Origin of the sequence: Bacillus sp. G402, from assembly GCF_051172515.1 — a bacterium.
GTDB classification, from domain to species: Bacteria; Bacillota; Bacilli; order Bacillales; family Bacillaceae; genus Bacillus; species Bacillus altitudinis.
Window position 1 is genome coordinate 1,544,685 of record NZ_JBPIZC010000001.1, and the last position, 26,594, is coordinate 1,571,278.

A 26,594-nucleotide genomic window follows, 5' to 3' on the forward strand; every position below is an offset into this window, starting at 1 on the left:
GCATTTTCTGCCTTCTCTTTTCATTATGCTCATTATATCATGAGCATCTGTGCGGCTCTTTCTCAAAAAGGATGATTTTTTCTCATCCTTTTGACTGAGAAAAAGCCATCATGCATGACATGATGGCTTTGTGATGTTTTATTTAGCTGTTTCTTCCACAATGTCATAGACGACTTTCATGACTTCTTCTGATAAGTGTTTCAGCTTTTCTTCGCTGTCTGTTAACGATGTGCCTTTGACTGCAATATAAAATTTGACTTTAGGCTCCGTACCAGAAGGTCGTAAACAAAACCATGAGCCATCTTCAAGGAAATATTTCAGAACGTTTGATGCCGGCAGATGAATCGTTTCTTCTTTCTTTTCAGCCACAAGGTGCCTTTGACTTGATTGATAATCCTCAATGACCGTAATGCGCTGACCGGCGATAGAAGCTGGCGGGTTTGATCTAAAGGTATGAAGAATAGCAGAAATCTGCTCTGCTCCTACTTTCCCCTTTAAGGTTAATGACTTTAAGCCTTCTCTGTAAAATCCAAATTCCTTAAAAATATCAACAAGCGCATCGTATAATGACTTCCCTTGTTTCTTATAAAAGGCTGCGACTTCAACTGCTAATAACGCAGCTTGAACTGCATCTTTATCTCGTGCAAAATCACCGATCAAATAGCCGTAGCTTTCTTCATAGCCGAATTGAAACGTGTATTCTCCGCTTTCTTCAAACTGCTTGATTTTTTCTCCGATAAATTTAAAGCCAGTGAGCGTATCAATCGTGTCAGCTCCAAATGCTGAGGCAACAGCACGCCCAAGCTCACTTGTCACAATCGTTTTCATCACAACGGGGCGAGGCGGTAGCTGACCTAGTTTTTGTTTTTCAGATAATAAATAATGAAGTAGTAAGGCGCCTGTTTGGTTGCCCGTCAAAACGGTAAATTCTCCATCGTGATTTTTCACAGCGATACCTAATCGATCTGCATCTGGATCTGTCGCAATCAACATATCAGCATTTTGCTTTTTGCCAAGCTTGATGGCGTATTCAAAAGCGGCATGCTCCTCTGGATTTGGAGATGTGACCGTCGAGAATTGCGGATCTGGTTTTTCCTGTTCAGGTACAACCGTCACATGCTCATAACCAAAGGCCTGAAGTCCGTTTCGGACAGGTTTATTCGCCGTCCCGTGAAGCGGGGTAAACACCACTTTGACATCGACTTCTTTTGCAAGCTCAGGGTGCACACGAATGGTTTTTAATTTTTCCATATACGCTTGATCGATTTCTTCACCAATCATGCGGATCAAACCATTTTGCTTCAATACTTCTTCTGATTCCACTGAAATGGCTAATTCATTTTCGATGGCATCTACTTCTTTAATGACTTGATCTGCTTCAAATGGGGGCATTTGGCCTCCATCTTCTCCATAAACTTTATAGCCATTATATTCTGGCGGATTGTGACTTGCTGTCACAACAATCCCTGCAAAGGCATTCAGTTCTCGAACTGCAAAAGAGAGTTCTGGTGTCGGACGCAGTTCGTCAAATACGTATGTTTGAATGCCATGTGAAGCAAGTGTTTTGGCCGCTTCCATCGCAAATTCAGGAGATTTATGGCGTGAATCATAGGCAATGGCGACACCTCTTTTTTTTGCATCCTCTCCATGTGCTGCAATATACGCAGCAAGACCAGCAGATGCTTTTCGAACAGTATAAACATTCATTCGGTTCGTTCCAGCACCAATTTCTCCGCGCATTCCTCCAGTACCAAACTCAAGGTTTTTGTAGAAGCAGTCTTCAAGCGCTTGATGATCATCTTGATGTGCCTCCAGCCATTCCCTTAGTTCAGTATCCAGGTGCTTCTCATTGATCCAACGCTCATAATTCGTATTCCAACTCATGGTCGTCCTCCCAGCTCTTATCATCAATAAAATAACATCTACTGTTATTTTATATGGAATTATCCTTCATGTCATGTTATATCATGAACATATGAAAAAACGATGAACAAAATAAAAAAAGCCGATACACGATCGGCTTTTTACTTATTCAGCATCAAGCGGTACGACTGCTTCATGGAATAGTCGGTCTAATTCAGTTTGATGTTTCTGTTTTGTCGCTTCATCCCAGCCAAAACGATCTGCCATATAGTCAACAACAGGCTGTGCATACGTTTTTGCCCAATTGATATTAAATAATAGGCTGCCTGTTCTTCTCAAGAAGAAATCGACAGGTGTTACAGCCAATTCTTCTTCGATCGCATAGACAAGTTCAGCCAACACATATGCGGGAATGTTTCGTTTGTCTGCTTCCCCTTGAAGCTGCTCTACACGCTTGAAGACATTGCTGACGTTTGAGCCATATTTCTCAGCTAATTTTTGTGCAATCGGTTCTGTCAAACCAACGGATGCTCCTTCTGCCGTTTTCGCTTGAACAAAGGATGCCATATTTTTCGAACCGCCTACATGCCCACCTGAAATAGGCATATGTTTCGTTTTACATGGTCCGAAATCTTTTCCAGTTTCCTCTTTCAGTCCATCACGTACAAGATTCACAATGTGTTCAGCCATTTTACGGTAACCTGTTAATTTACCGCCGGCAATCGTGATTAAGCCTGAAGATGATGTCCATACCTCATCTTTACGAGAAATTTCTGAAGGATCTTTCCCTTCTTCATGAATGAGTGGACGAAGACCAGCCCAGTTAGATTCAACGTCTTTCTCTGTAATGTTAAGATCTGGGAACATATATTGAATGGCTTTGATCACGTAATCACGATCTGCTTTTGTCATACGCGGATGTTCCAGCTGTTTTTTGTAAACGGTATCTGTTGTTCCCACGTACGTTTTTCCTTCTCTTGGAATCGCAAAGACCATTCGTTTATCAGGTGTGTCAAAGTAGATTGCTTGTTTTAATGGGAAAACAGATTGATCAAATACTAAGTGAATTCCTTTTGTATGCTGTAAATGTTTCCCCTCTTTTGAGTGGTCCTTGTCTCTTAGCTGATCGACCCATGGACCTGTCGCATTGACGATTTTTTTCGCATATACATCGTATGTTTTCTGTGTTGTGACATCTTCAATGACAACACCGACAACTTTGCCTTTATCATAAATAAATTCTTTTACTTTCGCATAGTTGACCGCTTCTGCCCCGAATTTCACAGCCTCTTTCATGACTTCAATTGTCAGGCGTGCATCATCTGTACGGTATTCAACATAGTAGCCCCCGCCTTTTAAGCCATCCTTTTTCACAAGTGGTTCTTTTGCAAGTGTCTCTTTTGCACTTAGCATACTTCTGCGTTCACTATGCTTAACGCCAGCTAAAAAGTCATATACTCTAAGTCCGATTGAAGTTGAAAACTTACCGAATGTCCCGCCTTTATGCATCGGAAGAAGCATCCATTCTGGCGTTGTCACATGAGGACCGTTTTCGTATACGATGGCACGCTCTTTACCGACCTCTGCGACCATTTTCACTTCAAATTGTTTTAAATAACGAAGTCCACCGTGCACTAGTTTCGTTGAGCGGCTAGACGTACCCGCTGCGAAATCCTGCATTTCCGCAAGACCGACACGCATTCCGCGTGAAGCCGCATCAAGTGCTGTACCAGCGCCAGTAATACCCCCACCAATGATAAACACATCATATGGTTTTTTTGTCATGTCCTGAAGCATTTGTTCTCTTTCTAAGCTAGAAAAAGTCATCTCTTGTTCCTCCCATGTTGTACGGTAAAGAAAAAGAGACCGCAAACACCCAAAGCGTATTTCTACACTTCGGTGCTTGCGGTCTCTCCAGTTCTCCAACCGTTCTATTAACTTACTTGAAGTATACCATACTTTTTGTTTATTTGAAAGCTTGAGCTGCTTTTACAGCCTTTTTCCACCCGCTGTATAACGAGTCACGGCTGTCTTCTTCCATTTTAGGTTCAAAGCGCTTGTCAAGGTTCCATTGTTTTGCAATGTCTGAACGGTCGTTCCAGAAGCCAACTGCTATTCCCGCAAGATAGGCCGCACCGAGTGCCGTCGTTTCATTAATTTCTGGACGTTCTACTGGTACATCGAGCAAATCACTTTGGAAGCCCATTAAGAAATCATTCTTTACAGCCCCGCCATCGACGCGCAATGTTTTAAGTGAGATGTTTGAATCTTTTTCCATCGCATCTAAAACATCTTTCGTTTGATAAGCAAGTGATTCTAACGTTGCACGAACAAAGTGCTCTTTAGAAGTACCGCGTGTTAAACCGAATACAGCGCCTCGGACATCACTATCCCAATATGGTGTGCCTAAACCAACGAATGCTGGTACGACATATACGCCGTCTGTTGACTCAACGCGCTCAGCATAAGCTTCACTGTCTTTTGAGTCTTTAAACATTCTAAGTCCATCACGCAGCCACTGGATCGCTGAGCCAGCAACGAAAATACTTCCTTCTAAAGCATATTCAACTTTGCCGTCAATGCCCCATGCAATCGTCGTTAACAATCCATGATCCGACTTAATTGCTTTTTCCCCTGTATTCATCAACATGAAACATCCTGTACCATATGTGTTCTTCGCCATTCCTTCTTCAAAGCAAGCCTGACCGAATAACGCAGACTGCTGATCTCCTGCCGCTCCTGCAATTGGAATATTTTTACCGAAGAAGTGATAGTCTGTTGTTTCACCATAAATGTGTGATGATGGTTTGACGTCTGGCAGCATGGAAGCTGGAACACCTAAGATATCAAGTAGTTCTTCATCCCATTTCAGATCGTAAATATTGAACATTAACGTTCTTGATGCATTTGAATAATCTGTTACGTGTGATTGACCTCCAGTCATTTTCCAAATGAGCCATGTATCAATTGTGCCAAACAGCAAGTCACCATTTTCTGCTTTCTCACGAGCACCTTCTACATTGTCTAAAATCCATTTCACTTTAGTGCCTGAGAAATAAGCATCAATGAGTAGACCCGTTTTATTTCTAAACGTTTCATCGTGCCCTTGCGCTTTTAGCTCATCACATATACCAGATGTTTGTCGTGACTGCCAAACAATTGCATTGTAAACAGGTGCGCCTGTATGTTTATCCCAAACAACAGCTGTCTCACGCTGGTTCGTAATTCCGATACCGGCGATTTGATCTGCTTCAATTCCTGATTCGATTAAAGCAGTTGAAATAACTGATAGAACAGAGCTCCAAATTTCATTTGCATTGTGTTCTACCCAGCCTGGGTTCGGAAAATATTGATTGAATTCCTTCTGAGCTGTATGTGCAATTTTACCTTCTTGATCAAATAAGATCGCTCTTGAGCTTGTTGTCCCTTGATCTAATGCGAGAATATATTTTTCTTTTGCCATGGTGTTTTCCTCCCCTTACATACTTTCATTGACAGCATTTGTCTGGTTTTTCGTAGAAACATAGAGTCCTAACAATACCACAACTAAAATAACGCTTACAATCCAAAAGGCTGGTGTGACGTTCGCTTTAAAGGCTGCATTATAGAAAACACCGCCAAATGCACCGCCCAAAATTGGACCAACAACAGGAACCCAAGCATATTTCCAATTTGATGGACCTTTACCTGGAATCGGCAGAATGGCATGTGCGATTCTTGGACCTAAATCACGTGCAGGGTTAATTGCGTAACCAGTTGTACCACCTAATGAAAGACCAATCGCAACAATTAAGAAACCAACAATCAACGGATTGACTCCGTCTGCAAATTTATTTGCACCAATCGCTAAAATTCCTACCACCAATACAAATGTACCAATGACTTCACTGAGCACGTTTGCAAAAGTATGCGGAATCGCAGGACCAGTTGAGAATACGCCTAGTTTTGCACCTGGATCGTCTGTCGCTTTCCAGTGCGGTAAGTAATGTAAGAAGACAATAATAGCTCCGAGTAATGCGCCAAGCATTTGACCGACAATATACATTGGAACATCAGCCCAAGGAAAACTTCCTTCTAATGCTAGACCTATTGTCAGCGCCGGGTTTAAATGTGCACCGCTGATTCCTCCAGTGGCATAAGCTGCAATCGCTACTGCAAATCCCCATCCGAAAGCGATTACAATCCAACCGGACTGATAAGCAAGCGATTTCTTTAAACTGACTGCCGCACACACACCGCCTCCAAAAATAATCAGAAGCATTGTACCAACGACTTCACCCCAAAATGGTGTCATGAAAAATTCCTCCTCTGGTTCAGTTGCCATCCCCTATAAATGTGTAGAAAAGATACAGAAAAAAAGATCCACAACAAACATACTTTACATCAGGGTCATTTGTCACCTAGTAAAGCGTCGTTGTGGATCTCCGTTTCTCCATCACATGATATTAACTTAGTGCTATAGTATCAGAGGATGAAAACGTTGTCAATCAATTTTCACATTTTATCTTTTTCACTTTTGGAATGCTTTCCAAAGCTCTGTATTCGATGTGGTGACAGCTGTCGCCCCTGCTGCAAGCGCCCTTTCTACATCTTCTTTTGTTCGGATAAATCCTCCTGCAAATATTGGTATTCCAGCTCTTTCGCGCACTTCTGTAATTAAATCTGGCACGACACCCGGCAATACTTCAATAAAATCTGGACGATGTTTTCCGACAAACTCCATGCTTTTTTCCATCGCACTTGTATCAAGTAAAAACATTCGCTGGATGGCATATACCTTTTTCTGCTTGGCTTTTACTATGACAGAAGACCTAGTAGAAATAATGCCAGCTGGTTTCATTTCCTGACAAATAAATTCCGTTCCGTACTCATCATGTTTGATTCCGTGAATGAGATCGACATGGACAAACATTTTTTTATGATGCGCATTCGCCTCATTCATGATGCCCTTAAGCCGCCCTAAATGAACATCTAGTAAGACCCCATATGTAAATGGACTTTTTAAAAATTCCTCAAATTGCTTCATATTGCGAACAGCAGGTAGAATGGGTTGATCATGAAAACTCATATGCCGTCTCCTTCTCGTGTGTATTGGTTCTATCTTCTCCTTACAGTAATAGAATCTCATGTTTTTTTCAATACACCTAGTGTGCCCATTGACCATTCAGCCTAGCAGATCGATCAAAACCTGATCCTTTCAGGGCATAGAAAAAAGCAGAGAAATCTCTCTGCTATAATTGCGCCATGCTTTCTTTTAAAGTATGGATAATGAATGAGGCGTCTTCATCAGTGATATTTAGCGGTGGGGCGAGCTGTGCCACGTTATTATAGCCAGCCACTGTATCGCCATTTTTCCCGATGATCAATCCTCGCTTTTTACATTCTGCAATCAATTGACCGACTACACTTGGATCAGCTGGCTTTTTTGACGCCTGATCCTGCACAAGCTCAATTCCAAACAGCAGGCCTTTTCCTCTCACATCACCGACAAATGGATGCTCTTTTAACTCTTGCAAACGTTCGAGCATGTCTTGGCCAAGCGTGCGTGACCGCTCCACTAATTGCTCGTTTTCCATGATCTCTAAGTTAGCAAGCGCAACCGCACAGGAAGCAGGGTGACCGCCAAATGTATTCACATGCCGTAGCCTGTCATACGTATCTTCTCCTGCATACGCTTCATAAATGTCTCGTTTCACGCACGTTGCAGATAGCGGTAAATATCCACTTGTGATCCCTTTTGCCATGGTGATAATATCTGGTTTTACCTCCTCATGCATAAATCCAAACCGCTTTCCTGTCCGGCCAAAGCCGCATATCACTTCATCCACAATGAGGAGCGCCCCATGATCTTCACAGACTTCTTTCACCTTCTTCAAATATCCTTTTGGCGGCATTAAGATACCGCCTCCTGTAATCATCGGCTCCATAATGACCCCAGCTATCGTCTCACTTAGTTCCCATGTCATGGCCTGATCTATTGCCGCAGCACTTGCCAGATTCTCTTGATCCTCAGGATGACGATACATATCAGGCGGTGCGACATGGATAAACCCCTGTCCTAACGGTTCATATTTGTACTTACGCTGCGCTTGACCCGTTGCGGCTAGAGCTGCTGCTGTGTTGCCATGATACGATCGATATCGGGAAATAAATTTTGTGCGTGTACTCTCTCCCTTTTGCGCATGATATTGTTTGGCAATCTTAAATGCCGCTTCATTCGCTTCAGAACCACTGTTAGAAAAGAAGATCACATAGTCCCCGTCTAGCCATTCATTGAGCTTCTCAGCCAGCTGAATCGCTGGCACATGGCTTTGTGTCAGTGGGTAGTAAGGCATCGTATTTAATTGCTTATACGCCGCTTCTGCAAGCTCTTTACGTCCATATCCGGCATTTACACACCATAGTCCTGACATCCCGTCTAAATAGCGATTTCCATGAATATCTGTCACCCAAGCGCCTTCTGCCTCATGAATCACCATACTTTCATTTTCTTTGTTTGTCCCTTTCATATGATGCCAAATGAACTGATCATCTTTCGCTTGAAGATTTTGTGCGTTATGTGTTTTCATCTTCCCACGCCCCCATGTATCCGTTTTCATCATCAAAGAAGCTTAAACCGGTCCTGCATATGACCTCTCCATTCATTATATGGATAAAAAGTGAGGCATATGAAACTGAAACAAGACCGCCCGTGTCGTTACTCTCATTATAAAAAAGGGGCCAGACACATTACATTAGACAGATCGTCAACTGATTGAAAAGAACCATGAGACACTCTACTTGATCCCTTAGCAAATCTAACATATACCGTTAATGGCGATTCCCCTGTAAAAATTCATAAGCAAGGATCGCAAATTCAAGCGCTTGACGTTTTGGCGCTTGCATCATATCCCCACCAAGTAAAGCATGAAGCTTATCCAATCTGTGATAAAGCGTCTGCCTCACAATATAGAGCTGGCTTGCGGTTTCTTTTTTAGAACCGTTTGTCTGTAAAAAGATATTCAGCGTCTGATAGAGCCTGCCGCTATTTTGTTTATCATATAAAATCACCGGCTCCAAATACTCTTTCACCATGCATTCTAATAACCCGCTTTCTTTCATGACAGGCATCAATCGAAGCATATGTAAATCTTGATAAAATGGGCTTTTGATCCGTTGCGGCATCACTTTCTTTAAATGCAGCACTTCTTTTGCTGCTTGAAAACTTTTTCTCATGTGCTGAAATTGCTCACAATATGAACCGATTCCATAATTGATGACTGCCTCGCCGGGCTTCTCACGGTCATATAATTGCGTGATGTCGTTTGCCGCTTTTTCTGCACGCTCTTTCCAGTCCTCAACTTTTCTTGTATTCAATAAAATAAATAAGGTTTGTCCTTGATGCTCGTACACAATCAAATAGAAACCAGCACGCTGAAAAATAGAACGGCAAGAGACAAGAAAATAAAGATTCCCTGCGATTTCTTCTATTTGGTGGTTTTTTTGAAAGAGCATCACCACACAGCCGGTCGGTTTTTTCAGTCCTTCTGTCTCCTCAAGGTGTTCTATGATCTCTCTTTCTGTATGATCTTCATGAAACCATTTTTGCAGCCATTCATTCTCTTTTGTCTTCTTCAGCTCTTCTGTATACAGCTCTCTTAATGTTTGCTGGGCAAGGGCATTCGCTCCTTTATCCATCACAAGCAGTTCAAATTCCGAGAGCGTGTTCGATTGATGAATGAGGACGAGGTCTGCAAAGGTTTGTTTGAGTGCAAGGACTTGTTTTTGCGTCACTTCATATCCTTTTGGTAATGAAGCATATTGCAAATAATTCATCACAAGCTCTTCTGTTTGTTTGGAAGAATCACATAAAATAATCGGCTCACCTTGAACAGGGATCAGCAGTAGTATCCCTCTCACGTGCTGATACACTTGATCCAAAATATCCATCTGCGGATGAGGAGTTAGTAAAAGCTCATTCAGCTTTGACGACAAGGCTTCTAAATCTGCCATCATCTGATACTGACGTTCAATCATCATCGTATGGAGATGCTGTGTAATATTGACGAACTTCACTTCTTTTGTAAACAGAATTAGCGGAAAATCACGTTCTTCTGCATAAATAATCAGTTCTTCCGGTACATCAAACCGGAGCGGTACAAATTCAATACATAATCCAGCCGCACCTGAGTCAATCAACTGCCTTAAAAACGCCTGAAAGACTTCCAATTGATCATGGAAGCCTGCGGCCGTCGTTAAGATCAGCTCGCCTCCGTTTAACAAATCCTCTACAGCAGGCACTTCAAGTACATGTACCCATTTTACCTGCCGAAACAATCCCTTTTCCCCAGCTAACACTTTCGCATGCGTAAAATGCTTCGTTTTTAACACATCACTTACTTGAAAATGAACATCTACATTCATTCATAAGTCCCCCTTTGTTTGCCGTCCCCTATCCCAGAGGGTGCATGGATAAAATCCATAATAAAACAGGTAAAGTCACAATACTTAAAATCGTACTGAGAAACGTCGTGCTTGAGACAAACTCAGGTTTCGTTCGAAATTGCACAGCCATCAGCGTTGTATTCGCCGCAGTCGGCATCGCTGCAACTAAAATCATAATTTGTTTCACCAAATCATCTACCGGTAAAATAAGCGTAAAGCCGAATGCGATGAGTGGTGAGATAAACAGCTTCAGCAGCACCGCATAGGAAATATTGCGATAATCCACTTGCTTAAAAGAAATCACTGCGAGCTGCATACCTAAAATTAGCATAATCGTTGGTATCGCTGCATCCCCGACCAGCTGAACACCTGTCATAAGCTCTTTAGGTAATGAAAGGTCAATGAGCTGAAATAATAGACCAAGAAGAGCCCCGTAAGCAACCGGCATACGCAGCACTTTTTTTAGAACGACCTTCAAGTCTCCCGCGTCCTCTCCACCTTTTGCTGCATAATACATGCCGATCGTACTCATGACGAGCTGCTGAAGGACCATTAGCACAATCGCAATATCTAAACCAGCTGCTCCAAAAACAAGAAGGACAACAGGCGTGCCGTAATTTCCATTATTCATAAATGCTGATGACAAAATCATGGCACAATACGTTTCATTCGAATACCCGTAAATTCGAGATAAAATGAAGACACATAAAACAAGTGAAAGACAAAGCCCTACGACAAATATAGATAAGTACACATAGTCCATCGATACTTTATTTTGATAAAAGGTTTCAAATGCAAGAAATGGTGACATTAAATATAAAGACATTGATGAAAGCGTATGTATATCAAAACCGATTGTCTTCTGCCCAATATACCCTATAAGGAATATGCCGAACACTGGCATTAAGACAAGTAAAAATTCCATGAAGCACCTACTTTTCTCTAGATGAATTCCTTATTTTTTCTACCCTCTTATCATACCACTGATCATCAATAAAAAAGAAGCTTCCTTATGAAAGGTCGCTTCTCTCCTCATCCATATAAAACACTTCCCATAAATGACCATCACGATCCTGAAAGCTCCAGCCATACATGAAATCATGGTCTTGTTTTTCTTTAAACGGTGAACCACCAGCTGCAATCGCACGCTCCACAAGCTCATCAACCTCTTCCCTCGTCTCGACCTGTAAAGAGATAATGACCTCTGCGCCATTTCTGGCATCTACCAATTCCTTCTCTGAAATGGATTGGAAATGCTTAAGTGATAACAGCATGACTGTGATCGTCTCATTCATCACAAAACAAGCAGCATGTTCATTCGTCAGTTCTTGTTGAAAGTCAAACCCCAGCTGTTCAAAGAAAGCCTTTGACTCATTCACATGCTTAACCGGCAAATTGATATACAGATGTTTAGATTGTCGCCCCATATCCCTCTCCCTTTGTAAAACATCATTTCCATTCAGTATATTCGTCTTTTCATTTGGCATCCCTTTGTCGCATGAAAAAATAAGCGGTAAGTCTCATTACCTTTTTTTAACAAAAATGTATAATAAATCTCGTGCACAATACTAAATGAACTAGGAGGTTTTCTTAATGAAAACAATCGCAAAATCTTTGATGCTCTCCACCACTGTCCTTTTATTCGCTTCACCTATTACACAGACAGCTGATGCTGCATCTATTCAAACGAAGCAGGTGACAGCAGAAAGTGATTTTCAGCTTCCTTCAACAACAGACACCATTAAACAAAACATCGAACAATCTTTCCAAAAACAAGAAAAGTGGCTACAAAAATTAGAAGTGATTGCCGGACAAGAAAAACGTGAACAATTTGAACAGTTTTTCAACCAGCATGTAGGACCTGATTTAAAAAATCTTTTAGAAGAGTCTGATCTTACATGGAAACAAGTAGAAAAAACGATTTATCAATCTCTTGTTAAATCAGACGTTCCATTTTTAGCTGCCAAAAGCATTGCCCATTTTGCTACAGTGGCATTAAAGAAAATGTAAACATACAGAAAAGCGCCTCGCATAACTGCGGGGCGCTTTTTTTGGTTATTTCTTATATTCAATATGGTACACGTCTCTTCTTCGGTCTTTCAGCTGACGAACCGTCCCATCTTGACGCTGCCTTCTTAATATTTCTAAGTCGACATCACCGACAACCACCATTTCAATATTCGGGTTGCATTCTCCTACAATGCCATCTCTTGCGAATTCAAAATCAGATGGTGCAAAGATGGCTGATTGTGCATATTGGACATCCATGTTTTCTGTTTGCGGAAGGTTTCCGACCGTTCCAGAAATGACCGTATATATCTGATTTTCAACCGCTCTCGCCTGCGCACAATAACGCACTCGTAAATAGCCTTGACGGTCTTCTGTACAGAATGGAGTGAAAATAATTTTCGCTCCTTTGTCAGCTGCAATTCGAGCAAGCTCAGGGAATTCAATATCGTAGCAAATTTGGATCGCAATTTTACCGCAGTCCGTATCAAATACCCGGACTTGGTCACCAGCTGAAATCCCCCACCATTTTCTTTCATTCGGCGTGATATGCAACTTATATTGCTTTTCAATCGTTCCATCACGTCTAAATAAATAGGCGATATTATAGATTTTCCCTTCCTCTTCAACGAAATGAGAACCACCGATGATATTAATGTTGTACTTGACCGAGAGATCTGTAAACAAATTGATGTAGTCCTCGGTATATTCTGTGATCCGCTGCACTGCTAGACTTGGTGATCTCTCTTCTAAATATGACATAAGTTGCGTTGTAAAGATTTCCGGGAAAACGGCAAAGTCAGCTGACGCATCTGATGCCACATCCACGTAATACTCCACTTGATTCATAAACTCTTCGAAGGAATGAATTTGCTTCATTGCATATTGAATGACACAAATTCGCACTGGGAACGCCGATTTATAATATCTTTTCGATTGCGGGCGATAATCGACATTATTCCATTCCATTAGCGTTGCGTACGTGCTGGAAGCTTTATCATCCGGCAAGTAATTCGGATTGATCCGCATCAGGCTAAATTCATTTAACAGCTGAAAAGATAGCACAGGATCATAAATTTGGTGCAGCATGACTTGCTCTACATATTGGCGAGGCGTCATTTCCTCTTGATATTTATGATAATTCGGGATACGTCCGCCAATGATGATGCTTTTTAAATTTAATCTTCTCGCTAAGTCTTTTCTTGCTTCGTATAAACGATGACCGATTTTCATCCGGCGGTACTCAGGACTGACCATTACTTCAATTCCGTACATATTCATCCCATCTGGATTATGGTTTGTGATATATCCATCATCTGTGATGTCCTGCCATGTGTGACGATCATCGTATTCATCAAAGTTAATTAATAAACTTGAACATGAGCCAATGATTTCTCCCTCGAATTCCGCACAGAACTGGCCTTCTGGGAAATGTTCAAGGTGGCTTTCAAGGTGCTCTTTTTTCCAAGGGTCCATGCCTGGAAAGCATACCTCTTGCAATGCGATGATTCGGTCGATATCTTCTTCTCTAATATTTCGAATCACCATTCTTTTTTCAAATCGCGTTAAATCTAGTTTTTCTGCCATGATGTATTGCCCCCTTACTGATCCTCTTTTTCAAGCTGATGGAATAGCTGGAGCAATTCGATTTCAGCCATGGATTCTAATCTCGCGTCATATTCTTCAAACTGCAGTGTGCTCGTCACTTTATTTGGCACGATGACACATTTCATACCCGCTCTTTTAGCAGCGATTGACCCATTCACAGAGTCCTCAAATGCCACGCAATCTTTTGGCTCAACGCCTAAGCATTGTGCGGTTTGCAAATAAAGTTCTGGGTTAGGCTTCACTTCTTCCACATCGTCTGACGTGCGGATACATTCAAAGTAATCGAAAAGTCCAATTTGTTTCAGGTGATCAGACACCCATTTATAATCTGAGCTGGAAGCAAGTCCAATCTTAATTCCAAGCTCCTTTGCCGCTTCTAAATAAGCTTCTACACCAGGTCTTGCTGCTTCGTCCTTCATTCTCTTTTGAAAACGTGAACGCCGATCTTCTGTGAGTGCCTCATGATCTAATGTCTTTCCTAACTGCTCTTCCAAATATTCAAAAGGCTTAAAACCTGCCTGCGTTCCAATCACATTTCCCCATACAGACAGAGGCAACTCCGATTCATGCTCCGCAAACATTTCCTGCAGAACCTCATATTCATGTGTTTCTGTATCTAAAATTAATCCATCAAAATCAAATATAATCGCCTTTACCAAAGAGGCCACTCCTTTTTTCCGAAAGTCTGAAATATCTTCCATACTGCTATCATATCGTGAATAAAATTGACTTTCAAAGATGAATGTCTGCTAAAATGATTATGTATAAAAGGAGCCTGCATCGTTTTGTCAGGCTCCTGTCATGTTCGATTCTTTCTGCAAGAGATCCAAGCGCTCCGATTCGTGGAGAATAGACATTGTTGAAAAAGAGCGGAATTGGTATTACAGATCTTGAAGGTTTCTCCGTTCCCTTAAAAATAGTATGTGCGACGACCTTGTAAGTTAACAAGGAAGTTCACACCAACTTTTACGCATTTTGAAGGTGACGGCCTGCAAAATCATCTAAATCAAACGGGAAAGAAAAGCCGCACGCATTAACTTGTTCACGGTTGAGTTCAAATAACTCACGATCTCGTTTTGTGATATGACGCTTCGGCTTTAAAATAATGGTATGTAATAACTGAAGACCTGATAAAATACGAAAAGCATCATCCATTGTCCCGTTATACACACCATCAATGAATGTAAGCGGGGGTTGTTTTTCCTGCTCTTCTCCATTTACGGAATGGGATAAAAGATCTTCAATTTCCTTTGATATTTCTTCAATTTCCTGCTCCTGAAGGTCTGTCGCAGCTTTCATTAATCTCACGTGGCATCTACCTCTCTGTCGTTATTACTCCATTCAGAATAGCACAGAAAAAAAGTCATTCGCTAAGGTAAGTGTTTCCTATATATACCCAAAGAGAGGACGAATATCATGATCATAAAAGGACACACGCTCTCCCTAAAAGTAGGAGAGCAGCAAAATGGCATTTCCTTAAGTCAATTTTTAAAAGGCGAAGTGTCTGCCTCTAAACCGATTATCCATTTTTGGATGGAGCACCAAAAAGTCCGTCTCAATCAAAAAACTGCCCACCATGCTGCAAAAGTGAGTACAGGTGATCAGATTCTCATTGATTTATTTGAGACGGAAGAAAGTGATGTGACGCCAGAATACGGTGAATTAGAGGTACTCTTTGAAGACGAGCATTTATTAGTTGTCCAAAAGCCTGCTGGAAGGCCGACGCATCCAAATGAAAAAGGACAAACAGGTACGCTGGCGAACCTAGTCGCTTTCCATTTTCAAGCAAATGGAGAAGAAAAGCGGGTCAGACATATACATAGGCTGGATCAAGACACAAGCGGCACCGTCATTTTTGCCAAACACAGGTTGGCACATGCTGTACTCGATCAAATGCTTTCAAAAAAAGCGATTAACAGAACGTATCTTGCCATCGCACAAGGACTGTTTAAAAAAAAGAAAGGAACGATCCAAGCAGCCATTGGACGTGATAAACACCATGCCGTCAGAAGGAGGGTTTCTCCTACTGGTCAAAGCGCCAAGACTCATTATGAGGTCTTCCATCTCAATAAACGTTTACAGTTGACGGCCGTTAAGCTGCGATTAGAAACAGGCAGAACGCATCAAATTCGGGTCCATCTTAGCAGTCTCGGGCATCCTTTAGCTGGCGATACATTATATGGCGGGAAGCGTGACCTGATAAACAGATGCGCCCTTCATGCCAAACAAGTAGACATGAACCATCCATTCACAGGTGAAAAGCTGACGATAGAAGCACCGCTCCCACCTGATATGGCTGAATTAAAAATGGACAATATGTAGAAAAAAGAGCCTGATCATCCAGGCTCTTTTGACGTTAGACAGATGCTCTTTTCGCATAAATAATGTACCGCTCTGGTGCGTTGCCGACAAAATGAAATGGATAGCATGTGGTTAACACAAGCTCTTCCTTTTTATTTTGTAAGGTAATAATGGATGTATCATGCTGATCCACAATTTTCGTATGCGTGATTTCATAAACAAACTCACCATACGGTACAGTGATTTTCAGTTGATCCCCAATATCCAGTTCACCAGTCCGGCGGAAGACCGTATCCCTGTGTCCCGACAAAACGATTTGTCCATTTTGATCAGGGTAATAACTGCCTTTATAATGACCGACTCCTTTGGCAAGGTCGTCCGCATCTGTCCCTTCAACAATCGGCAAATCGGCTTTTAATTTCGGAATGGTCAGGATGCCAGAGGCTTTCCCCATTTCAGGTGCAAACTTTTTCTTTGTCATTCCTTGATCAGTTTTTACGACCTTCTTTGCTTCCTCTAACGATTGTGCTGTTTGTAAGTGAGTAGAAGCGATTTGCCAAATTCCCCAGCCAAGCAGCACAATCCCCGCTGACATGACAATCACTGCAAGCCATTTTTTCATGCGTTAACTCCTTTGTCTTTGCTGATGATTCTTTAGCTTGCTGCTGCCTTTTCTTCTTGTTTTGCTTGTTGAATTCGGCCCTCTTTTTGATACACAATAGAAGCTCCCTCGAAGCTCTTTACAAAAGCGACTGTTGCTTCTAAATCTTCTGGACCTGTCTCCGGATTCTTCCCTAGCCGTCCAATCGGCGCATACTTATTTCCAGTGGCAGTCGCCATGAAATTATTCACTGTGAGTGTATACGTTTTGTCGAAAACAACGGAAGAACCATCAGGCAGTTTTAAGTCGACTACTTTATATGTTAACGGATCGTACGAATAAGAAAAGCCTGAAATGCTATAATCCGGTCCAAATTGAGGAGATATTTGAGCTTCAATGATATCAACTAAGTCTTTCCCCTTGATGTCCAGCTTCACTAACACATTTCCGAATGGCTGAATATTAAAGAGATCTCCCCAAGTAATCGGCCCTTTTTCGAGATTTTGTCTGATGCCGCCGCCATTCATCATGGCAAAGTCACTTTTCATTGAATATCTCATGCCATCCGCAATGAGGTTGCCAAGTGGTGTATCACCATCATTGGAATAGCCACCTTCCAGCTTGACCCCTGCTTCTCCAACAACCTCACTAATAATCGGCTCCACTTCTTTTCCGTAATGAGCTAAAATGTCCGCTGCTTCCTTATCCTTTTCAATACCAGCCTGGTCTACATACTGGATGTTTGCACTCTTTTTGACAATATCTTTTGTTTTCCTGTCAAGTGTGACATTGACTTCTCCAATCGCCTTTCCATATTCAAAGGCTTGGACAATTAATTTTCCATTCACTTCTCCATTGACCACTTCGTGATTATGGCCAGCGAAAATGACATCAATTTCGTCATCACCTTCTTTGGCGAGCCTTGCGCTTTCTCCAGTAATGGTATCACCATTTTGAGAGGCGGTCATATGAGCCAGAACCGCTATCGCTTTAATCCCTTTTTGCTTTAATTCCTTCGCTGCTTCATTCACAGCTTTGACTTCATCAGTAAATTGAATGTCTTTAATTCCTTCTGGCATGACCATACCTGCCGCTGATGTTGTCACAACCCCGATAAAAGCTACAGGAATTCCTTCGACATCCATGATTTCATAGGCTGGTAAAAGTGGTTTGCCAGTATCCTTATATTCACAGTTTGCACAAACAAGCGGGAAGTTCTGCCCATCGTACCCTTTTGTGCCTTTAGGATGATCTCCACCTTTTAAGATGCGCAATAATTCATCTACACCTTCATCAAACTCATGGTTGCCGACTGTCCCAACATCAAAGCCGATGTTCTCCATTAGTTCAACGGTTGGTTCATCTTGTAAAAGAGAAGATATTGGCGAGCTTCCGCCTATCATATCTCCTGCATGAACTGTTATCGTATTTTTTTGCGCAGCCTGCTTTTGTTTCATATAAGCCGCCACATAATCCATCCGTCCATACGTTCCTTTACTGCCATCACCTTTTACATCCAGCTCATATTGCTGATCAATTTTACCATGCAAATCATTCATGCTTAAAATGGTTAATGGGACTTCACTGGATGATTCTGACGCCTGATATCCAGCCTGCTCTGCTTCTTCTTTAGAAGCAAAAAAGATACGTTTATCCACATCGATCTCATTCCAGCTGTCAGGTGATACGTAGGTTTTTGCAGATGAATCACCCACATAACGTGTGAGCCCTTTTTTCTGCTCGCGTGCTCTAAATTCAAACGGCTGTTCTAGCAGAGGATCTTCTTCATTCCAAATACCAAGCCCTTTTTCCTTGGCATCTTTCACTGCTTGCTGGAACATCAGATACTCTTTTTCATCTCCAACAGGCCAAATGAAATAAGTAGGGGCATATCCTTTTTTCACAAGCTCTAGGTTCGTATTCAGCCCTTTTTTGGTTTTGACTTGAGCTAAAAGACGTCCATATCCATCCTTTGCTTCCGGGCCAATCTTTAATGTGACTCGATCACCACTTGAAAGAAGGGTTTTTAAATAATCCGTCGCTTTTTGTCCAAAACGCAGCTGGTTTTGATCTAATTCATTTTTTGGCTTGTGGTAGGTTTCTGGTGTGTCCATATTCACGAAGCGTACCTTTGTTGTGCCGAGCACAGGCTTCTTCAAATGAATGGTATCTCCATCCACAACACGATCTACCGTTGCCTCATATTCTTTTTTGATTTTTGGTGGCTTTGGCTGGTGCTTCAGCAATTTGACATCGGTTTTGTGTCTTGGAAGTACTTGCAGCGTATCGTATCTGCTTAAAACGCCAGTAAACTCATACCATTTTCCGGTCTTCACTTGATCAATGGCACCCGTATCAATCATGACTCTAAGGACTGTGCTATGATATTTTTTATCGATGATGGCCACATTGTATCCACCGCCAGCCGGCTGATCTGGCGCCTGTTCTACATAGCCTTTTACCGTCACTAATCTCCCTTCATATTTACCTGCCTGATCCGTTTCCAATTGTTTCACTGAAACTTTTTTTGGCGAAGGCAATGGTTGATTCACAGCATCAATCTTCAGATGGTCTTGATCTGGCACAATTTCAATGAGCCCTTTATAAGTCGTGATCTTGCCTGTCACCGTGACCTTCATGCCAGCTTTTAGTTCTGGGAAGTTTTTAGGCTGCGCAGAATAAATATTGAGACCAGCTGTTTTGTCTTGAATATATGTTGATAGTTTCCCATTCCCTATAGCGGATTGATCTGCTGTTACGATACCGCTCACCGTCACCGTTTCTCCTATCAGTTTGCGAGCTTTTTTTATGTTCATCGGCTTTGTTTGTTTCCACAAAGTGTCCTTCTTCTCAGAAACACTAAACGGCTCAGCTGTCATGATACTAGGCAGTAAAGATTGCAGGCTAAATATCACCAAAATCAAACAACAGACCATTCGAATGGATTGTATACGTTTCATTAGATTTCTCCCCTTTGAACTTCATCTCTTCTAGTGTACAAAGCAAATATTGAGACTGGATGGATTTCGTGTAAAACTTATCTCAATTACTTGGAAACGTAATAATCACACGTGTCCCTTCAAAGCTTTTGCTCTCAAAACGAATGGTACCGCCATGGCTTTCAATAATCTTAATGGTCATCATTAATCCAAGACCCGTGCCTTTTTCTTTCGTTGTGTAAAAAGGTTCACCTAATTTTCCAATCTCGTCTTCTGGTATGCCCTTTCCTTGGTCTTCAAATATCAGCATCATTTGGTCGTTTTTCAATAATGAAGTCACTTGGATCACACCTGTTACTCCATCCATCGCTTCAATTCCGTTTTTAAGAATGTTAAGGAACACTTGTTTTAGTTCATTTGGAATGCCTTGAATATGAGGCAGAGAGGGAGCCAGATTCTTTTGAATCGACACTCCTTTTAAGACCGCCTGAGATTCAACGACCATAATGACTTCTTCGAGCAGAAGATTCACATTCACCGGTTTAAATTTAACAGATTTGCTTCTAGAGAGCACAAGGAACTCGTTAATAATAGACTCAAGCCGATTAAACTCTGACATCATCACATCGGCATAATCCTTCTGATACTTTTTACTTTGAATCATTAGCTGTAAAAAGCCTTTTAACGACGTAAGTGGGTTACGTATCTCATGGGCAATACCAGCTGCCAGCTGTCCAACTGCTGACAGCATTTCAGACTTCATCAGCATTTTCTCAGACTGTTTTTGACTTGTAATATCCTCTGAAATCCGCATGACAGTAGACTGCATTTTGTCAGGGTCATCGATTCGGTGTAAAGAGACTCTTTCCCATCGCTCACGCCCTGATAAGTCCTGAAAATACAACTCACCTGTCCAGCTGCCCTCTCTTAAACACACGTCCCATTGTTTCGCTAGATCATCACATTGACACAACGCATAATAAACAGAAAAAATATCTTTTCCGATCAAGTCATATTCATGCTGCTGTACAAACTGACAAAAGCGCTGGTTGACACACTGAATGACACCTTCTCCTGTTGCAACCACAATATGAATATGGCTGTTATCAAGTGCTGTCACCGCAAGATGAAGAGCCTGCTTCAATTTCGTCATTTCGGTCATTTTGATCCAGGTCATCACTGCTCCCTCGCGATCTTGATCATAGAACGGCGTCATATGAACCGTGAATTGTTCTCCTTCGTTCGTTTCAATTTCACGTTCGATCACGCGCCTATCTGAAATGACAGATTGAATATCATGATAGAGCATTTCCTTCGATAGCTTCTTCACCATCGACTGAAAAGTTTGCTGGTGCCGGGTTTGAGCTGAAGTAAATAAAGAGGCAGCTGTAGGAGTGTGATAGCGAATATTCATTTCCCGGTCCACAAACAACGTGGCAAGTTCTGGCTTCACAGACGGCCGGTACAGTTCTTCTCTTGTCACCTTTAAGTTGTTTATGATATTAATAAAATGCTCGTTTGTTTTCTCGCGCACTTCTATTTGCTTGTTTTTTTCTTTTAATTGAGCCCTTGCTTCTTGCTCCTTTTGTTTGACCTCATTGAGCTCATTTTCTAAATCGACAATTCGCTGTTGATAAACCGAATTCTGCTCTGACATCCCTTTGTCCCTGCCGTTCTTTTGATTTTTTCCTCTCTCACTCATCCGAATGAGAATGACGTATACTCCTTTAAAACGGCGATCAAAATGTTTCACTGTAAAATCTGCATACTGCTTTCTTCCATTTTCCGAAATGAGGACATGTTGAAAAACAACCTCAGTCTCTTCAGTCCACACCTTTTGAAAGCTTTGACTTAGTATCTCTTTCATATAATCAGGGGTTACATATTCACATAATTCATCTGAAACTTCTGCATGCGCTAAGAAAGAATAGGCACCGTTTGATATCGCGAGAATTTGCTCGCAATCGTCTATGATGAAACATGCATCATACTCCTGCTCTACTTCTTTCATATATTGGACAGCTCGTTCTTTTAACTCCGTACGACCTGCATTGTATTTAGGAACGTTTGAGTGGGTGTAAATGTTCCACTTTTCATTTAACAAATGAAATAAACGAGGGATATTGGGTACCTTTTCATTCGGTCCTAATATCAACATCCCTTGATCCTTTAGTGCATATTGGAATCGAGATAAGACTCGTTTTTGTACTTCTGGCTGGAAGTACATCAGAACATTTCGGCAACTGATAAAATCGAGGTGGATAAAAGGTGAATCAATCAATAAATTGTGAGGAGCAAAGACAATATGTTTTCTAAGCGACTGCTTCACAATAAAAGCGTCACCTTTTTTTTCGAAATATCGCGCCCTCCATTTTTCTGGCATCCGTGCCATAGACTCAAGCGAATAAACACCTTTGCTTGCACTTTGGATGGCTTTCCGGTTGATGTCTGTTGCAAACACTTGAAGTTCAATGGACACTTGTCTTCGTTTCATTTCTTCTAAAAATAACATCGCAAAAGAATAGGCTTCTTCACCTGTAGAACATCCTGCAATCCAAATGCGGCATCGAGATTTCCCATTTTTCATTGTGTTTTGAATGATCGACGGAATGATGTGATGTTCACATACTCGAAAGGCTTCCATATCTCTAAAAAAGGAAGTCGTTCCGCTTAAAAGCTGTACATGCAGGCGATCAAGCTCATCTGGTTCTCTCTCTAATAAACGATCGTACTCGGACAATAAGGAGATCGATTGGTTCGCACTCCTCATTCTTTTTTGAATGACAGAGAGCAGCCTGCGCTTCTCATAGGTTGAAAAAGCAATTCCTTTATGCATTTCAAGACGTTCAATCATTCTGATCAAAACAGGGTCTGCAACATATGTATGCGGAATGTTGATGATGTTGGCTATATATGACGCAAGTGCAGAAGGGTCTTGAAATGTTTGATGATACATACGATCAAACCCACTATTTGTCTCACTGCACGATATGGCTGTACCGCCTTGCTCAACGATTTGAAGCAAACCACTTCCTACACAATAGCCTTTTTGAAAAAAGATCGCATAGGCCTCTTCCTTTTGCACATTGGCAAGTGACTGAAACAACGAATTCACAGCACACGCCTTGTTCGTAGGATGCTGCTCTGTTATGTGTAGCCGTTTGTCTTCTGTCAATGTCACAGCTGCATGCTGCGGACAAAAATAAATCGTATTTTTCATGACTTTCTCACCATGCTTAATCGGCTTTGCTCGGTAGCCAATCGGTAAAACAAGTGCTTCCAAATCAGTTACACAATCGCCTGTCACATGATTTTGCACAACAATAAAAGAGGCATTTAATTCCTGCGGAAATGATTGAAAAAAAGCCTCAAGATGATGCTGTTCAAACGGCGAAACACCGATGCCAATCACTGGTGCCTGCACATGTTCGTCTTCTATCAAACGATTAATGATTTTGTCCTGCATCTGGTACCCCCATGTTCATTCGTCTGATACATTTTTTCGACAAAAAGGAAGAAAACCCTCTAATTGTAAATAATGTTTTTTGCATGAAAGGAGGAAAACTTCCTCACATTAAAACAGACTGTATAAACAGAAGGAGGATTCTTTATGCAAAACGATCAGCAGACAAATGTTCAAGGACATGCCCAGCAGTCCCAATTCAATCATGGCGGGCATGAGTTATTTGATTTACATGAGGTATTGGCAGGGACCATTAATATTTTGGATCAATACATGATCTTTCGGCAATTTATCCAAGATCCCGCATTATCCGACATGTTAGATCGACAATATCAATTTGTATTGTCCCAGTACAACGTCACGGTAGATTGCTTTTCTACTGGTCAAAAGCCTAGTGAAGAAACATCTACTTATATGATGAAAGAACAGACGCAGGTGACATACGGAATAAAACCATCTCAGCCTAAGAAGCCAAATCAATCATTACAGGATGTAAAAGATGCGGGAATTACAGGACATATGCTTGGTCTCGTGAAATCTCATGCTGGATTACTCTCAATGACTGCATTAGAGGTCACAAACCCTGTGGTGCGACGTGTGCTTGCAGCGCAAATTCCGAACTTTATTGAAATGGCATATGAAATTTTCTTATATCAAAACAAACATAGCTATTATCAAGTTCCACAGCTTACAGCTCAAGATATGCAGGCGATGACGTCTACATTTGCCCCTATGCAGGGACAAGTGCAGATGCCGCCAAGCAAAGTCAATCAGCAAAAACCGCTTCATTAAATAAAAACAACGGCCGACCTATTTACAGGTCAGCCGTTTTTTCTTTGATAATTCAGTTTAAATTGCTCTTCAAAATCTGTGAGACGTTGTCCTGTCGCTTGTTCAAACCCTCTATCAAAACGACTAGTTTTCGCCGTTTCCTCCATGATCTCATGTATGACATCTCGTCCATAAAGCTGCACAAGCTCATAGATCATATAGTAGCTTTGTAAATAAACATCTGTCTCATACGTCGTGCGAGATTCTTGCCAGTCTTGATCAGAATAAAGAGATTTGAAAGGAATGACGTCAAACCGTTCAGACGTGGCGTTCAGCACATCATAGGCCGTCCATTCTGCTGTCCCTTCATGGAACCAAAGGGGAAAGACGACTGGAGATACCTTATATGCATGCACCTTTTCATAGAAAACGAAATGGGCATACTCATGAATGAATAACGTGTTGAAAAAGTATAAAGGCAGTGTCTCTTTCTTCAACAATTCTTCCCGTTTATCTGGGTATAATCCAATCATATGATCAACATCAGAATAAAAACCTGTAATATGCTTGATGCCAGCAAATTGCTCAATCGTCTCTTTATCATCAAAATAAATAATATCTAACGGTTTATCAGCTTCATACTGAAACACTGACATCGTTCTCTTCTTTGCCTGCTCAAGCGCTTCTATGGTCAGATCGACAAAGGCGCCCTCATCCTCTGCATAGTAGATTCGAATATGTTCATAGACTTGCTTATTGAGTCCTTCCGTTAAGACCGTTTTAGGCGAAGAATGCTCCTCTAGATATTGCCCTGCCAGCTGGAACGCTACATAAATCAAGTACGCAGTGAACGCATAAAAAATCAAACCTGCTGCAATCATTCCGCTTACAAGTTTTTTATGAATTAATGACGGTTTTGCTTTCATTTACTCCCCACCTGAATTCATCCTGCAACCTCTTTCTCTTTCTATGAAAAAACAAAGATCAACAAGAGGTGATATATTTTTTACTTTATGCAGTCAGGTGCGCAAGGTGCTGTTCCAAACAAAAAAGCCGCATATGACATACGGCTTTTGTCGTAGCTATTTTGATTCAGGGAAGACACGTCGAACCGTTTCAGTAAACTCGTCGAAGAATCCTGAAATTGGCTCTCCACTTCTAATACGTTTTCCGTACCCTGCCATACGATCGACAAAGTCTGGATTAGCAGATACATACACATTATCAATTTGTTGATCCGTCGATTTGACTTTGTCTGAAATTTTCTTTTTCAAATCGTCTGTTACATCTCCGCTTTTATTGCCTTCAAGCACGACAGCAACAAATGCATTTTTCCCTGTGACAAGTACGTTCGCTGTTTTCACTTCAGACATGTTGGCAACAAGCTCTGATGCCTTATCTGCCACTTTCACCTTCTGAGGTGTTTGCACATTTGGTTGATCCTGTCTCATGTTGTCGTTCTTATATGTGACATTTTCATACTGTCGTTTCATTGTTCCTCTTCGTTCATCGCCTTGGTTGTTCATTCCACACCCAGCAGTTATCAATGTTGGAACGAGTAATAAAGATAGCATCCATTTCTTATTCATCAATTGATTCCCTCCTTTTGCTCATAGGTTTTTCATCCAGCAGACTTTTTATGCACACATCCTCTATTTCAGCAATGAATTCATAAATCAGCCTTGATTGGTCATCCTAAACATGATGAAGAAGTATCATCACGATCAAATGGAGGGATTCGTTTGTTTAAAAAGAGAAAAGGTATGAGTACTGGTGCAATGATCGCAGCATCAACAGCCATCATTGCATTATTTTCACCACTATTACGGAGAAGACTAAGCAGCATGACTCAAATGAATTTGTCCTCAATGATGAAAGGCAAAGATCAACACCATCATGAGCCATCTCGCCATGAGTCCCATTCGCATTCACGTAAAGACTCAAAAGGCACGGCTGAAGTAGGTCAAATGATCAAGCAGGCATTCACCGCTGTCCAGCCCAATGAAACAAATCAGCATCAAACATCATCAAAAACATACCAAACTCATCAACCGCCGAGAGAGTCTTACGCCCAGTCTCTTCACATTGATGAAAGTGTCATGAATGTAATGGATGATGAATCCATTCAGCAAGTGCTCAATGACATCGAGCACAAATAACTAAAACAGGAGCCTTTTTTCAGAAAGGCTCCTGTTTATTCTCCTGAAAAATGCTCTTTCACCATGATGCAGAAGGAAGGCAAGAAGGTGATTTCGATCGTGATAACAAACCGTTCCACACCATCTAATAGTATCAACAGCTCTTTTTCATGCTGCCGATCCTTTTTTATTTCTACATGTCGCACAGTTTTAAAGGCATATACTCCTAAAACGGATGCGTCCTTTTTACGAATAGCCTTCAAAGAAAATTCTTGTACTCCAAGAGACATCGTCACCACAAATCGCTCTTCCTCATTCTCAAACCGAAACGTTAGATCTTGATATTCAATGGGCATATCTCGTTCAAATCCTTCATCAGGCCACGTCTCAAAAAAGGAAAGCCAGTCTGTTCGATCTGGAAATTGTTTTCTCCTCATTTTAAACCCCTCATAAGTGAAATTTTTATTAATTATCTTGTT

The 26,594-nt window shown here is 41.4% G+C and carries 22 protein-coding genes; 4 read left to right on the forward strand and 18 right to left on the reverse strand.

Annotated features, from left to right (window positions below; genetic code table 11):
• Positions 1–138 precede the first annotated feature (138 nt).
• From ACSBQP_RS08095 to ACSBQP_RS08135, 9 genes are all read right to left on the reverse strand, one after another.
• Positions 139–1,884 (reverse strand): phospho-sugar mutase, encoded by a 1,746-nt coding sequence (locus tag ACSBQP_RS08095; protein ID WP_050827093.1) that lies wholly within the window; start codon positions 1,882–1,884, stop codon positions 139–141.
• A 144-nt stretch (positions 1,885–2,028) separates the two neighbouring features.
• Positions 2,029–3,690 carry a glycerol-3-phosphate dehydrogenase gene (gene glpD, locus ACSBQP_RS08100; protein ID WP_017360355.1) on the reverse strand — a complete coding sequence of 554 codons (1,662 nt, stop codon included), beginning with the start codon at positions 3,688–3,690 and terminating at the stop codon, positions 2,029–2,031.
• Positions 3,691–3,829: 139 nt separating this feature from the next.
• The gene (gene glpK / locus ACSBQP_RS08105) at positions 3,830–5,326 is read right to left on the reverse strand and encodes a glycerol kinase GlpK (RefSeq protein WP_007497075.1); all 1,497 of its coding nucleotides are present in this window, start codon (positions 5,324–5,326) and stop codon (positions 3,830–3,832) included.
• Positions 5,327–5,341: 15 nt separating this feature from the next.
• Entirely contained in the window at positions 5,342–6,157 is an 816-nt protein-coding gene (locus tag ACSBQP_RS08110) for an MIP/aquaporin family protein (RefSeq protein WP_008349011.1), read from the reverse strand.
• 216 nt (positions 6,158–6,373) lie between these two features.
• Positions 6,374–6,931, reverse strand: coding sequence for a glycerol-3-phosphate responsive antiterminator (locus ACSBQP_RS08115; RefSeq protein WP_017360356.1), 558 nt, complete (start codon positions 6,929–6,931; stop codon positions 6,374–6,376).
• Between the two features lie 163 nt (positions 6,932–7,094).
• Positions 7,095–8,432 carry an aspartate aminotransferase family protein gene (locus ACSBQP_RS08120; RefSeq protein ID WP_129548195.1) on the reverse strand — a complete coding sequence of 446 codons (1,338 nt, stop codon included), beginning with the start codon at positions 8,430–8,432 and terminating at the stop codon, positions 7,095–7,097.
• Between the two features lie 241 nt (positions 8,433–8,673).
• Positions 8,674–10,266, reverse strand: coding sequence for a PucR family transcriptional regulator (locus ACSBQP_RS08125; RefSeq protein WP_129548194.1), 1,593 nt, complete (start codon positions 10,264–10,266; stop codon positions 8,674–8,676).
• A gap of 28 nt (positions 10,267–10,294) precedes the next feature.
• On the reverse strand, positions 10,295–11,212 hold the full coding sequence (locus ACSBQP_RS08130; protein WP_007497064.1) for an AEC family transporter: 918 nt from the start codon (positions 11,210–11,212) through the stop codon (positions 10,295–10,297).
• 85 nt (positions 11,213–11,297) lie between these two features.
• Positions 11,298–11,714 carry a VOC family protein gene (locus tag ACSBQP_RS08135; protein ID WP_008349030.1) on the reverse strand — a complete coding sequence of 139 codons (417 nt, stop codon included), beginning with the start codon at positions 11,712–11,714 and terminating at the stop codon, positions 11,298–11,300.
• Positions 11,715–11,880: 166 nt separating this feature from the next.
• Between ACSBQP_RS08135 and ACSBQP_RS08140 the strand changes: the two genes are divergently transcribed.
• On the forward strand, positions 11,881–12,297 hold the full coding sequence (locus ACSBQP_RS08140) for a hypothetical protein (RefSeq protein ID WP_007497062.1): 417 nt from the start codon (positions 11,881–11,883) through the stop codon (positions 12,295–12,297).
• Between the two features lie 45 nt (positions 12,298–12,342).
• On the opposite strand, the gene ACSBQP_RS08145 is transcribed toward ACSBQP_RS08140, so the two are convergent.
• From ACSBQP_RS08145 to ACSBQP_RS08155, 3 genes are all read right to left on the reverse strand, one after another.
• Positions 12,343–13,881: a bifunctional GNAT family N-acetyltransferase/carbon-nitrogen hydrolase family protein gene (locus ACSBQP_RS08145; RefSeq protein ID WP_007497061.1), complete on the reverse strand. Its 1,539-nt coding sequence runs from the start codon at positions 13,879–13,881 to the stop codon at positions 12,343–12,345.
• Positions 13,882–13,895: 14 nt separating this feature from the next.
• Entirely contained in the window at positions 13,896–14,561 is a 666-nt protein-coding gene (locus ACSBQP_RS08150; RefSeq protein ID WP_073415963.1) for an HAD family hydrolase, read from the reverse strand.
• A 307-nt stretch (positions 14,562–14,868) separates the two neighbouring features.
• On the reverse strand, positions 14,869–15,210 hold the full coding sequence (locus ACSBQP_RS08155) for a DUF5365 family protein (RefSeq protein ID WP_017366912.1): 342 nt from the start codon (positions 15,208–15,210) through the stop codon (positions 14,869–14,871).
• Positions 15,211–15,318: 108 nt separating this feature from the next.
• On the opposite strand from ACSBQP_RS08155, the gene ACSBQP_RS08160 reads away from it, so the two are divergent.
• On the forward strand, positions 15,319–16,224 hold the full coding sequence (locus tag ACSBQP_RS08160) for an RluA family pseudouridine synthase (RefSeq protein ID WP_017360363.1): 906 nt from the start codon (positions 15,319–15,321) through the stop codon (positions 16,222–16,224).
• A 34-nt stretch (positions 16,225–16,258) separates the two neighbouring features.
• Here the strand turns inward: ACSBQP_RS08160 and ACSBQP_RS08165 are convergent, their stop codons facing one another.
• The 3 genes from ACSBQP_RS08165 to ACSBQP_RS08175 all read right to left on the reverse strand — a co-directional run bounded on the left by ACSBQP_RS08165 (position 16,259) and on the right by ACSBQP_RS08175 (position 23,209).
• Entirely contained in the window at positions 16,259–16,825 is a 567-nt protein-coding gene (locus ACSBQP_RS08165; protein ID WP_008349043.1) for a class D sortase, read from the reverse strand.
• Positions 16,826–16,857: 32 nt separating this feature from the next.
• Positions 16,858–19,764: a 5'-nucleotidase C-terminal domain-containing protein gene (locus ACSBQP_RS08170; protein WP_026050066.1), complete on the reverse strand. Its 2,907-nt coding sequence runs from the start codon at positions 19,762–19,764 to the stop codon at positions 16,858–16,860.
• Positions 19,765–19,846: 82 nt separating this feature from the next.
• A complete protein-coding gene (locus ACSBQP_RS08175) occupies positions 19,847–23,209 on the reverse strand; it encodes a CheR family methyltransferase (RefSeq protein ID WP_236810338.1) in 3,363 nt (1,120 codons plus the stop codon).
• A gap of 144 nt (positions 23,210–23,353) precedes the next feature.
• Between ACSBQP_RS08175 and ACSBQP_RS08180 the strand changes: the two genes are divergently transcribed.
• Positions 23,354–23,998 carry a spore coat protein gene (locus tag ACSBQP_RS08180; protein ID WP_060780917.1) on the forward strand — a complete coding sequence of 215 codons (645 nt, stop codon included), beginning with the start codon at positions 23,354–23,356 and terminating at the stop codon, positions 23,996–23,998.
• A 29-nt stretch (positions 23,999–24,027) separates the two neighbouring features.
• On the opposite strand, the gene ACSBQP_RS08185 is transcribed toward ACSBQP_RS08180, so the two are convergent.
• A complete protein-coding gene (locus ACSBQP_RS08185) occupies positions 24,028–24,903 on the reverse strand; it encodes a hypothetical protein (RefSeq protein WP_058213957.1) in 876 nt (291 codons plus the stop codon).
• A gap of 156 nt (positions 24,904–25,059) precedes the next feature.
• Positions 25,060–25,566, reverse strand: coding sequence for a YhcN/YlaJ family sporulation lipoprotein (locus ACSBQP_RS08190; RefSeq protein ID WP_008349054.1), 507 nt, complete (start codon positions 25,564–25,566; stop codon positions 25,060–25,062).
• A gap of 153 nt (positions 25,567–25,719) precedes the next feature.
• Here ACSBQP_RS08190 and ACSBQP_RS08195 point away from each other — a divergent pair, with 153 nt between their 5' ends.
• Positions 25,720–26,136 (forward strand): hypothetical protein, encoded by a 417-nt coding sequence (locus ACSBQP_RS08195; RefSeq protein ID WP_019743740.1) that lies wholly within the window; start codon positions 25,720–25,722, stop codon positions 26,134–26,136.
• Positions 26,137–26,171: 35 nt separating this feature from the next.
• On the opposite strand, the gene ACSBQP_RS08200 is transcribed toward ACSBQP_RS08195, so the two are convergent.
• Positions 26,172–26,552, reverse strand: coding sequence for a hypothetical protein (locus ACSBQP_RS08200; RefSeq protein WP_017366906.1), 381 nt, complete (start codon positions 26,550–26,552; stop codon positions 26,172–26,174).
• Between the last annotated feature and the right edge of the window lie 42 nt (positions 26,553–26,594).

What these genes read in the sequence shown, in the direction of transcription:
- ACSBQP_RS08165 (WP_008349043.1), bottom strand. Translation starts at nt 16,825, where the DNA reads ATGAAAAAATGGCTTGCAGTGATTGTCATGTCAGCGGGGATTGTGCTG.
- glpD (WP_017360355.1), bottom strand. Translation starts at nt 3,690, where the DNA reads ATGACTTTTTCTAGCTTAGAAAGAGAACAAATGCTTCAGGACATGACA.
- ACSBQP_RS08125 (WP_129548194.1), bottom strand. Translation starts at nt 10,266, where the DNA reads ATGAATGTAGATGTTCATTTTCAAGTAAGTGATGTGTTAAAAACGAAG.
- ACSBQP_RS08115 (WP_017360356.1), bottom strand. Translation starts at nt 6,931, where the DNA reads ATGAGTTTTCATGATCAACCCATTCTACCTGCTGTTCGCAATATGAAG.
- ACSBQP_RS08175 (WP_236810338.1), bottom strand. Translation starts at nt 23,209, where the DNA reads ATGCAGGACAAAATCATTAATCGTTTGATAGAAGACGAACATGTGCAG.
- ACSBQP_RS08120 (WP_129548195.1), bottom strand. Translation starts at nt 8,432, where the DNA reads ATGAAAACACATAACGCACAAAATCTTCAAGCGAAAGATGATCAGTTC.
- ACSBQP_RS08145 (WP_007497061.1), bottom strand. Translation starts at nt 13,881, where the DNA reads ATGGCAGAAAAACTAGATTTAACGCGATTTGAAAAAAGAATGGTGATT.
- ACSBQP_RS08110 (WP_008349011.1), bottom strand. Translation starts at nt 6,157, where the DNA reads ATGACACCATTTTGGGGTGAAGTCGTTGGTACAATGCTTCTGATTATT.
- ACSBQP_RS08160 (WP_017360363.1), top strand. Translation starts at nt 15,319, where the DNA reads ATGATCATAAAAGGACACACGCTCTCCCTAAAAGTAGGAGAGCAGCAA.
- ACSBQP_RS08170 (WP_026050066.1), bottom strand. Translation starts at nt 19,764, where the DNA reads ATGAAACGTATACAATCCATTCGAATGGTCTGTTGTTTGATTTTGGTG.
- ACSBQP_RS08130 (WP_007497064.1), bottom strand. Translation starts at nt 11,212, where the DNA reads ATGGAATTTTTACTTGTCTTAATGCCAGTGTTCGGCATATTCCTTATA.
- ACSBQP_RS08140 (WP_007497062.1), top strand. Translation starts at nt 11,881, where the DNA reads ATGAAAACAATCGCAAAATCTTTGATGCTCTCCACCACTGTCCTTTTA.
- ACSBQP_RS08135 (WP_008349030.1), bottom strand. Translation starts at nt 11,714, where the DNA reads ATGGGGCGACAATCTAAACATCTGTATATCAATTTGCCGGTTAAGCAT.
- ACSBQP_RS08200 (WP_017366906.1), bottom strand. Translation starts at nt 26,552, where the DNA reads ATGAGGAGAAAACAATTTCCAGATCGAACAGACTGGCTTTCCTTTTTT.
- ACSBQP_RS08180 (WP_060780917.1), top strand. Translation starts at nt 23,354, where the DNA reads ATGCAAAACGATCAGCAGACAAATGTTCAAGGACATGCCCAGCAGTCC.
- ACSBQP_RS08095 (WP_050827093.1), bottom strand. Translation starts at nt 1,884, where the DNA reads ATGAGTTGGAATACGAATTATGAGCGTTGGATCAATGAGAAGCACCTG.
- ACSBQP_RS08185 (WP_058213957.1), bottom strand. Translation starts at nt 24,903, where the DNA reads ATGAAAGCAAAACCGTCATTAATTCATAAAAAACTTGTAAGCGGAATG.
- ACSBQP_RS08190 (WP_008349054.1), bottom strand. Translation starts at nt 25,566, where the DNA reads ATGAATAAGAAATGGATGCTATCTTTATTACTCGTTCCAACATTGATA.
- glpK (WP_007497075.1), bottom strand. Translation starts at nt 5,326, where the DNA reads ATGGCAAAAGAAAAATATATTCTCGCATTAGATCAAGGGACAACAAGC.